This is a genomic window from uncultured Novosphingobium sp. (genome assembly GCF_964277725.1).
Lineage (GTDB): Bacteria > Pseudomonadota > Alphaproteobacteria > Sphingomonadales > Sphingomonadaceae > Novosphingobium > Novosphingobium fluoreni.
On sequence record NZ_CAXYKL010000243.1, the window covers coordinates 1 to 9,583 of the forward strand.

11 protein-coding genes and 1 pseudogene are annotated in these 9,583 nt (G+C 61.5%); 1 reads left to right on the forward strand and 11 read right to left on the reverse strand.

Annotation, left to right across the window (positions count from 1 at the left end):
* From ACHWRX_RS13615 to ACHWRX_RS13640, 6 genes and pseudogenes are all read right to left on the reverse strand, one after another.
* Window positions 1-409 (reverse strand): annotated as a pseudogene (locus ACHWRX_RS13615) (N-(5'-phosphoribosyl)anthranilate isomerase); the annotation flags it as partial.
* A 99-nt stretch (window positions 410-508) separates the two neighbouring features.
* Window positions 509-1,261 (reverse strand): SIMPL domain-containing protein, encoded by a 753-nt coding sequence (locus ACHWRX_RS13620; protein ID WP_394659597.1) that lies wholly within the window; start codon window positions 1,259-1,261, stop codon window positions 509-511.
* Window positions 1,262-1,371: 110 nt separating this feature from the next.
* Window positions 1,372-2,052 carry an orotidine-5'-phosphate decarboxylase gene (gene pyrF / locus ACHWRX_RS13625; RefSeq protein ID WP_394659598.1) on the reverse strand — a complete coding sequence of 227 codons (681 nt, stop codon included), beginning with the start codon at window positions 2,050-2,052 and terminating at the stop codon, window positions 1,372-1,374.
* A 26-nt stretch (window positions 2,053-2,078) separates the two neighbouring features.
* On the reverse strand, window positions 2,079-2,435 hold the full coding sequence (locus ACHWRX_RS13630) for a LapA family protein (protein WP_288487307.1): 357 nt from the start codon (window positions 2,433-2,435) through the stop codon (window positions 2,079-2,081).
* A gap of 112 nt (window positions 2,436-2,547) precedes the next feature.
* Entirely contained in the window at window positions 2,548-3,864 is a 1,317-nt protein-coding gene (purB, locus tag ACHWRX_RS13635) for an adenylosuccinate lyase (RefSeq protein ID WP_394659599.1), read from the reverse strand.
* 76 nt (window positions 3,865-3,940) lie between these two features.
* On the reverse strand, window positions 3,941-4,216 hold the full coding sequence (locus ACHWRX_RS13640; protein WP_193753215.1) for a BolA family transcriptional regulator: 276 nt from the start codon (window positions 4,214-4,216) through the stop codon (window positions 3,941-3,943).
* Between the two features lie 39 nt (window positions 4,217-4,255).
* On the opposite strand from ACHWRX_RS13640, the gene ACHWRX_RS13645 reads away from it, so the two are divergent.
* Window positions 4,256-4,846 carry a J domain-containing protein gene (locus ACHWRX_RS13645; RefSeq protein WP_058735417.1) on the forward strand — a complete coding sequence of 197 codons (591 nt, stop codon included), beginning with the start codon at window positions 4,256-4,258 and terminating at the stop codon, window positions 4,844-4,846.
* Window positions 4,847-4,902: 56 nt separating this feature from the next.
* Here the strand turns inward: ACHWRX_RS13645 and ACHWRX_RS13650 are convergent, their stop codons facing one another.
* The 5 genes from ACHWRX_RS13650 to ACHWRX_RS13670 form a co-directional block, all read right to left on the reverse strand.
* Window positions 4,903-5,952, reverse strand: coding sequence for an RcnB family protein (locus ACHWRX_RS13650; RefSeq protein WP_394659600.1), 1,050 nt, complete (start codon window positions 5,950-5,952; stop codon window positions 4,903-4,905).
* Between the two features lie 153 nt (window positions 5,953-6,105).
* Window positions 6,106-7,785 (reverse strand): energy-dependent translational throttle protein EttA, encoded by a 1,680-nt coding sequence (ettA, locus tag ACHWRX_RS13655; protein WP_183617517.1) that lies wholly within the window; start codon window positions 7,783-7,785, stop codon window positions 6,106-6,108.
* Between the two features lie 159 nt (window positions 7,786-7,944).
* On the reverse strand, window positions 7,945-8,457 hold the full coding sequence (locus ACHWRX_RS13660) for a winged helix DNA-binding protein (RefSeq protein ID WP_242866995.1): 513 nt from the start codon (window positions 8,455-8,457) through the stop codon (window positions 7,945-7,947).
* A 174-nt stretch (window positions 8,458-8,631) separates the two neighbouring features.
* Entirely contained in the window at window positions 8,632-8,892 is a 261-nt protein-coding gene (locus ACHWRX_RS13665) for a hypothetical protein (protein ID WP_394659601.1), read from the reverse strand.
* 443 nt (window positions 8,893-9,335) lie between these two features.
* On the reverse strand, window positions 9,336-9,583 hold a 248-nt coding region (locus tag ACHWRX_RS13670), incomplete at its 5' end, for a 6,7-dimethyl-8-ribityllumazine synthase (protein WP_394659602.1).

The following is a 9,583-nucleotide window of genomic DNA, read 5'->3' on the forward strand; positions in this document are numbered from 1 at the left end:
CGGGCGTCTTCGCATCGAACAGGATCAGGTCAGCCGCGCCGGTGTAGGTCAGCGCGCGCGCCACGTCGTGTGGGCCGGTAACGGAGATGGCCTTCCACACCGGCAGGCCGAACCGGGCACGCAATTGCGCCGCGCGTTCGGGCGTTTCGGCACCGTGCAGTTGTAGCGCGGTCAGCTTGGCCGCGCCTACGGCCTCGCCCAGCATAACATCATCGGCATCGACGAACAGGCCCACTTTGCCGATCCGCCCGTCTGCCCGCGCCCCCAGCGCGACCGCATCGGCCGGGGCAACATGGCGGGGGCTTTTCGGAAAAAACACGAAGCCGACATGACCCGCACGTGCCTTGATCGCGGCGTCGAGCGAGGCCGGCGTGTTGATGCCGCAGATCTTGATAGCAGGAGAGGACATGCCCGCGCTATTTCACGAGCATGTGCCGGTTGGCAATGGCCAGCCCGGCAATGATCAGGGCCCCTTTGCCCGTGAACGCCACGGGAGAGGGGCGTTAGATCAGGCAGCCAGTTCGAATTGGACGGTCACGTTGACCTTCGTTTCCAGCTCACCGCTCATCACCGGCGGGGCAGGCGCGCGCTGCGCCGATGCCGTCATGATCCGGTCATACATGACGGGCTGGGGGGTATAGCTGCCGCTCTCGCTGATGGAGACGATGCCCACCACGCGAAGGCCTGCAGCATTTGCGTAAAGCTGCGCGCGCTGACGCGCCATTTTGATCGCCTGATTGCGCGCCTCGTCCATCGCCGTGTCTGGCGTGGAAAGCATGAAGTTGGGGCCGTTCACCTGGTTTGCGCCAGCCGTGACCAGGGCATCGATCACCTTGCCATAATCGTCCAGCTTACGCTGCTTGACCGAAACCTGATTGACGGCCTGATACGCGACGATGCGCTGCGGCTGATCTTCCACCGAACCGTCGGGCAGGCGGCGCGGCGGTGCATAGACCGGGTTGAGGCTAAGATTGCTGGTCTGGATATCGCGATCGGCAATGCCCGCACGCTTCAGCGCAGTTACGACCTGGGTCATCTTGCGCGAATTTTCCGCAAGCGCGGCGCTGGCGGTATCGCCTTGGGTAGTGACGCCCGAGTTGAACATGGCCAGATCTGGCTGTTGCGTGGACGAACCCTCCGCATTCACCGTCAGCAAGGTATGGCCCGCCGTGATCGTTGGCACCGGGGAGGCCACCTGCGCGATAGCCGGTGTGGTCAGGGCAGCCAGGGCGGCGGCGGCGGCGAACGTCAGGGTTTTCATTGTCGTATTAACTCCATCCTGTGCTGCCGAACGAACTGCGGTGAACTAGGTTTCCCGAGGCTGAACCTGATTGACAAAGATGAAGTGAGGCCGTCGCGCGACGAGCTGCTTTATAGCGTACCCTCGATCGCGCGAGCTGCCGCCAGGGGATCTTCCGCGCGGCTGATCGGGCGGCCGATCACCAGCACGGAGGCGCCGGCATCGCGTGCCTCCCGCGGGGTAACGGTGCGCTTCTGGTCGCCCTTGCTCTTGCCATCGTCCGGGCGCAGGCCGGGCACGACGAAATAACCGTCCTTCCACTGGCGGCGAACCGCGCCGACCTCTTGCCCCGAGCAGACGATGCCGTCCAAACTAGCGGAATGCGCCAAGTCGGCCAGGCGAAGGGCGTGATCGTGGGCGCTTTCGCCGATCCCCATCGTAGACAAATCGCCTTCATCGAGGCTGGTCAACACCGTCACCGCGACGACCTTGCAGTTTTCGCCTGCAGCGGCCTTCGCATCCTCCATCATCGCACGCCCGCCAGATGCGTGGACGGTGACGATCGCCGGTTCGAGCACGTGGATGGACTGCATCGCCGCGGCCACGGTGTTCGGGATATCGTGCAGCTTCAGGTCCAGGAAAATCGGCAGCCCGACCTTGTGCATCTGCAGCACTCCATGGTGCCCATGCGCGCAGAAGAACTCCAACCCCAGCTTGATGCCCCCGATATGCCCCGCCACCTTGCGTGCAAGCGCTTCGGCGGCATCGAGACGTGGCAGGTCGAGGGCAAGATAGACGGGGTTGTGGTTCATCGAGGTCTTTCAGGCGCCGCTAGGGCTCAAACGTCGGGGGGAAGCGTACCGGACCGATCGACCGGCGTGACGACGACCTGCTCCGACGTGGTCGCAGGTGCGGTGCTGGTGACGACCGGCGTGCTTGTGGCCGCGACGGTGTTCTCAAGCGAATTGATGCGACGCTTTAGGCGCCAGCGGCCGGCACGATGGATGAGCCACATCGGGGCAGCGCCAAGCAGGAAGAACACCAGGGCGACGACACCCACCGGCCATTGGAAGTGGACATACTTCCCATCAGCCAAAGGCCAGAAATTCACCGGTACCGCGGTCCAGTTGATCGCAATGAAGGCGACAAGAATGGCGGTAATGATAACCCAGAGGATCGTGCGGATGATCTGCATGACTTTGCTCCCTCCCGCCGTGTTGGCGGCGATGCTAGGCTCGAAATTACCGTGTGAAAAGCCTCAGGTTCAGGTTTGATCCTGATCGGGCTCTCACAGGCTGTCGAGAAAGTCAGGCGGCGGCGAAGACCCTTTCGAAAATCCGGTCGACTTCCTTGAAGTGGTAATCGAGGTTGAATTTCTCCTTGATCGTCGCCGCCGGCAGGGCGGCGCTGACTTCCGGATCGGCCTTGAGCAATTCCAGCAGCGAAAGCTGGCCGTCCGATTCCCACACCTTCATCGCGTTGCGCTGCACCAGGCGATAGGATTCGTCGCGGCTGAGGCCCGCCTGCGTCAAGGCCAGCAACACCCGCTGCGAGTGGACGAGGCCGCCCATGCGATCGAGGTTCTTCTGCATCCGCTCGGGATAGATCAGCAGCTTGTCGATCACGCCAGTTAGGCGCGCGAGCGAGAAATCCAGCGTAATCGTTGCATCGGGGCCGATGAAGCGCTCCACCGACGAGTGCGAGATATCACGCTCATGCCATAGCGCCACGTTCTCCATGGCCGGCAGCGCGTAGGAGCGGATCATGCGGGCCTGGCCGGTGAGGTTTTCGGTCAAAACCGGGTTGCGCTTATGCGGCATCGCGCTGGAGCCCTTCTGGCCCGGCGAGAAATACTCCTCCGCCTCAAGCACTTCGGTCCGCTGCAAGTGGCGGACTTCGATGGCCAGACGTTCGATGGAACTCGCGATCACGGCCAGCACCGCAAAGAACATGGCGTGGCGATCGCGCGGGATAACTTGGGTGGAGATGGGTTCCACCTCAAGCCCCAGCTTTTCCGCCACATACTCCTCCACCGAAGGATCGACATTGGCGAAGGTGCCGACAGCGCCCGATATCGCACACGTCGCGATCTCTTCGCGCGCGGCGACCAGACGCTTACGGCAGCGGGCGAACTCGGCATAAGCCTGCGCCAGCTTGAGCCCGAACGTGACCGGCTCGGCGTGAATGCCGTGGCTGCGCCCGATCGTGGGCGTGTATTTATGCTCCTCAGCACGGCGCTTGATCGCGGCGAGCAGGGCATCGAGATCTTCCAGCAGAATGTCGCTGGCACGGACCAGCTGTACGTTCAGCGTCGTATCCAGCACGTCGGAGCTGGTCATGCCCTGGTGCATAAAGCGCGCCTCGGGGCCGACCTGCTGCGCCACCCAGTCAAGGAATGCGATCACGTCGTGCTTGGTCACTGCCTCGATCGCGTCGATCGCAGCCACATCGATCGTGGGGTTGGTGGCCCACCAGTCCCACAAAGCCTTGCCAGCGCTTACGGGGACGACGCCCAGTTCGCCCATCTTCACGGCGGCGTAAGCCTCGATCTCGAACCAGATGCGGTAGCGAGCTTCCGGTTCCCAGATCGCGGTCATCGCGGGGCGGGCGTAGCGGGGGACCATGGCGAACTCCTATGACTGGCGCCCGTGCCGCTAGGGGGAGCAGGCCCGCTTGGCAACCCGCAGACAGCCTGAACCGTCAGCTTTCGCCGGGCGCGCGCGCCTTGATGGCCAGCGCGTGGACGCGTTGGCCGGGGATATCACCCAGCGCTGCGTTCACCATGCGCTGGCGCTGAAGGCGGGAGGCACCCGCAAAAGCTGCGCTTTCAATTCCGATGGTGAAGTGCGATTCGCCGCTTCCGTCATCGCCGGCGTGGCCACGATGGTTGGCGGTATCGTTGATGATATCGAGGTGGGTGGGTGCGAAGGCGTCGGTCAACAGCCTGTGCATTTCCTGAGCAATTGGTCCATTCATGACTTCCATTTAGGGCAAGCCGCTCCCATCTGAAACCCGGTGAGCAGGGATAGATTTCACGGACGTTTCGAAACGAGCGGCCGCGCGTGCCATTGGCCAGGGTGTGATGACGCCGGAGAATTCCGCGCGCCTGGGATAAGGCCTTCGGGCTTCGACGGGCCGGGCGACTATCGCTGGTTCTGCCTGGAACACGTGCGCCAGTTCAATGCCGGCTACGACTATTTCGACGGCATGAACGCGGAAGAGATTTTCGAAGCGCAATCGCCACTGCACGGGTGGGCATCCACCACGCGCGCGTTCCGCCCCGATGCCGGCGTGGATCAAGCACCGCGCTGGGCGGACTTTTCCGATCCCCTGGAGGCCATCAGCGCCCGCGCCAGAGCGCACGTTCGCGAGCGCCGGCAAAACATGCGCAGCAACGCCAGTCGGTTCACGCCTGCCGAAGAGCGAGCCATGGGCGCTCTGGGGTTGGACATGGATGCCGATCGCACCAATCTGCGCAGGCGCTACACCGAACTGGTCCGGCGTTTCCATCCCGACCACAACGGCGGCGATCGATCGCACGAAGGCCGCTTGCAGCAAGTGGTCGACGCGTACCAGTTGCTGAGGAAGGCGACGGCCTTCGCCTGAATACGAAGAGAGCCCCGGCACCGTAGCGCCGAGGCTCTCATTTTCATCACCCGAACTTAGTAGAAGAAGTCGTAGATCGCATCGACGACTTGCCCTGAATAGACGTCCACCAAAAGGACGTCGTCGTAGTAACGCACCCAGCGATAGGGCCCGTAAACCTCCGGCAAGCGATAGGCGTATGGATCGGTCAGCCAGTAATTCTGGCTATAGAACACAGAGCCCAGCGACAGTCCAATACCTACGCGGCGATAGCTGTAGTTGCGATAAGGCGCGTAGTAGCTGCCGGTGCTGAAGACGCTCCGATTGCGAGAGCGCCATGCCGACCAGTTATAGCGATCGTTGTTGCGCCACGTGCGATCCCATCGCTGATAGTTGCCGCCAGTCCAACGGTTGTTACCGTTGTTGCGCCAGTCACCAGCACCCCGGCCATCCCGGTTGTTTTGCCAGTCGCGGCCGTTGCGCCAATCGCCATTATTGCGGGTGTTGCGCCAATCGCGATTATCGCGCCAACCTTCCCGATCGGTTTGCCAACGACCATCGCGCTGCGCGTCGGTACGCGGCGTGTTGCGCCAGCCCTCACGGTCACGGCGCCATTCGGGATTGGCCTGCTGGCCCTGGGGGGGACGCGGCTGCATCTGGCGATCACCCTCGATACGCGGTGGCCCGCCACGCCAACCTTCCGGACCGCGCCGAGCGTCGACGTTGCCCTGCGGCGTGCCGACAGGGCGCTGGGCCTGCTGCCAGTTGCCGTTGCCACGCCAACTACGATTGCCGCCCCAACCTTCACGGGCGCCTTGTGGCGGAGCTTGCGGTCGGACCTGATTTTCGGCGCGGGGCTGACCATCGCCGCGCCCGGCCATCCCACCCCACTGTCCGCGAGGAGCGGCGGGGGGAGCTTGCGCTGGGCCAGCCGCTGGGGCTTCGCCGCGCGGCTGCCAGCCACCCTGGCCGCGCAGGCCACCGCCCCAGCCGCCTTCACGCTGACCGACACGTTCACCGCCGCGTTCTTGGGCTGAAGCGGCACCGGGTGCCACGATCATGCTGGCGAGAGCGAGTGCGCTCAAGCTGGCGAGCCGGATCAAACCAGTTTTCTTATTGTTTTTCATAACCATCTGTCCCGTAAAAGGGGACGGGTCGCACAGCGATGTCGGCCTGTCCTTATCAGGCTATTTATTTAGTTCGCGCTGTCGCGATACTGAACCAAGGCAATGCCTTTCGTTCATCTTTCGCGTGACTAAGATGAACGGAAGGCAATGGACTTATCGGGTCAGCTTCTTGTAGGCCAGCGCGGTTGGACGATCCGCCGCATCGCCAAGCCGGCGGCGCTTGTCTTCCTCATAAGCCGCGAAGTTCCCTTCGAACCATTCGACATGGCTGTTGCCCTCGAATGCGAGGATGTGCGTGGCCAGGCGATCGAGGAAGAAGCGATCGTGGCTGATCACAACGGCGCAGCCCGCAAAATTCTCGATCGCATCTTCCAGCGCGGCAAGGGTTTCCACGTCGAGGTCGTTGGTCGGCTCGTCGAGCAGGAGGACGTTGCCACCCTCCTTCAGCATCTTGGCCATGTGAACACGGTTACGCTCACCGCCGGAGAGCTTGCCGACGTTCTTCTGCTGGTCCTGACCCTTGAAGTTGAACGCGCCGACATAAGCACGCGTCGACATGTCGTGGCCGTTTACCTTCATGTAGTCCAGCCCGTCGGAAACCTCTTCCCAGACGTTCTTGGCCGGGTCGAGATGATCGCGGCTCTGGTCAACGAAGCCCAGATGCACGGTGCTGCCGATTTCCACCGTACCCTCGTCGGGCTGTTCCTTGCCGGTGATCATCTTGAACAGCGTCGACTTGCCCGCGCCGTTCGGACCGATCACGCCGACGATGCCACCGGGAGGCAGCATGAACGACAGGTTCTCAAACAGTAGCTTGTCGCCATAGGCCTTGGTCAGGCCCTTGGCCTCGATCACCTTGCCGCCAAGACGCTCAGGCACCTGAATGACGATCTGCGCCTTGCCGGGCTTGCGGTTGTTCTGCGCTTCCTGAAGCTGCTCGAACTTGCGGATACGCGCTTTGGACTTGGTCTGGCGCGCGGCGGGCGTCTGCCGGATCCACTCCAGCTCTTCCTTGAGCGCCTTGGAACGGCCGCTTTCCTCTCGCTCTTCCTGCGAAAGCCGCTTGGCTTTCTTTTCCAGGTAGGTCGAGTAGTTGCCTTCGTACGGGAAGTATTTCCCGCGATCGAGCTCAAGGATCCAGCTGACGACGTTGTCCAGGAAGTAGCGATCGTGGGTGATCATCAGCACCGCGCCGGCATATTCCTTGAGGTGGTTTTCCAGCCACTCCACCGACTCGGCATCGAGGTGGTTGGTCGGCTCGTCCAGCAACAGGATCGAAGGCTTCTGGATCAACAGCCGGGTGAGGGCGACACGGCGCTTTTCACCGCCAGACAAGCTGGTGACAGGCCAGTCTCCCGGCGGGCAGCGCAGCGCTTCCATCGCCAGCTCCAACTGGCTGTCGAGCGACCAGCCATCGACCGCGTCGATCTTTTCCTGCAGCGAGCCCATCTCTTCCATCAGCGCATCGAAGTCCGCGTCTTCCGGCGGATCGGCCATGATGTTGGAAATTTCGTTGAAGCGATCGACGAGGTCGGCAACGTCGCGCGCGCCATCCTTGACGTTTTCCAGCACGGTCTTGCTGGCGTCCAGTTCCGGCTCCTGTTCCAGGTAACCGACGGTGATGTTCTCGCCCGCCCAGGCCTCACCCGTGATGTCGGTATCGATGCCCGCCATGATCTTGATCAGGGTGGACTTACCGGCGCCGTTGGGCCCGACGATGCCGATCTTGGAGCCTTGGTAGAACTGCAAATTGATGTTCGAAAGCACCGGTTTTTGCGCACCGGGGAAGGTCTTGGTCATGCCCTTCATGACGTAGGCGTACTGGGCGGCCATCAAAAATCCTCTGGGATTTGGCGTGTAAGGGGGGGTGCGGTTTCCCCTACAGCCGCGATGCGTCCGCCGCAAGGCTATGCGGTTGAAGGCGTTGCTGCGTCACTTGGCCTGAGTGTCCGGTCCGGAAAGATCGTGGCCCACACCGCGCTAGCTGGCCGGTTAGCGGCGTTTCCCCATCTCCGCGGTCCCGTCATCCAGAAGCACGACCGAGCGACTGGAGGCGGAGAAATACTCCAGCATCGCATCGTAGCCTCGTGGACTTAAACGCACATAGACCCGGCGGGCGTCGCCAGGGTCCGCCTCCCGCATCAAAAGTCCGCTGCGCTCAAGGATCGAAATCCACCGCAGGGCGGTGGTGGACGGCACGGCCGAGCCGATGCAAGCGCTCGTTACAGAGACGCGGCGGCGCTCCTTGGCGGCGATGAAGAGATCGAGCAGGATATCCCATGCGGGTTCGCCAAACAGCTCTTCGGTCTGGAATATCTTGGTGCGCCGTCGCCGGTCTTCGTACGTTTGGCGGGCCAACTCCACCCAGACGGGATGATCCTGCCCCGCCGTTGATGACCCTGCCGCCGAGCCTGCAACCGGAAGTGACGGCGCATCATGCGGCGCCGTCATCTCCAGGTCTTTCGCCATCGCAAGCAGTTCATTGGCGATACCGATCAGGCGCATAGCTTTCGCCCTGTTCCGCATGACCTGTTGCGCAATATCCATTCTGTTCCAGCCCCGATGCCCATTCTGGAATGGCCTGCCGGCCAGCCTTGCAATCAGGCTGGCGAAAAATGGTCAGGCCGGTCCGGTCTGGAGCGGTGATAGGCTGCAGAATTGGCTAACGTCTTCGAAAGGTTACTCGGATTCGGAGATTTCACCACCCAAACTGAACTGACGGCGGAGCGTTTGCAGGGCCAGATCGATGTGCGCGGCGGCGACATCAGCGGACAAAGCGTCCAGCTCATCAATGCAATTGGCGAGGGTGGCGGCGATCTTTTGAACGCGATCTTGGTTCGGCACGTTAATCATCTCCTGCGCGTGAGGATGCATTTCACGCAGTCCGCCAAGGCGGACCATTTTTTGCTTCGCGACCCGGATTTTTCCGGAGATTTTCATAAGTAGGTTCGCATCCGAATTCGACGCTTATGACGCCGAGATGCGTTGTCGCACTATCGCGCGGATTTTGAAACTGCGTTTTTTATGTTTGTTCGAGAAAAATACAGTCTAAAGAGTAGTTTTAATAGCGAATTTGGCCATAATCACCGAACCCCTGATGCAAAGATACCTATCGGTTGAATATAGGTCTTGAAGATAATCTCAAAATACGACTTGGTTAAGAAATAGCACTCGGCTTCGATGAGAGTAAAGCCGGCGGCTTCGCTGAAAGCGTTTCGGGGTAATCGTTTATAACGCTCAACAGATGCTGATACCCGCGCCTCGATGTTATATGGTATCATAGTCTTTGCGCTTATGAAAAAGGCGGCAGTGGATCTTGGACATGCCGCCCTTATAAAAACATCGATTTGTGCGGATGCCGATTATCCGCACACCCTGCGACGTTAACCGCCGAAGCGATCTTTCAGAGACAGAAGGGCGATTGCTGCTTTGGCTGCTTCGCCGCCTTTGTCTTTCTGCGCAGGATCGGCGCGCACGATGGCCTGCTCTTCGTTTTCCACGGTAAGGATGCCGTTGCCGATGGCGATCCCGTCCATGGTCATCGCCATGATGCCTCGGGCGCTTTCGCCGGCGACGATCTCGAAGTGATAGGTCTCACCGCGAATGACGACGCCGATCGCAACGAAACCGT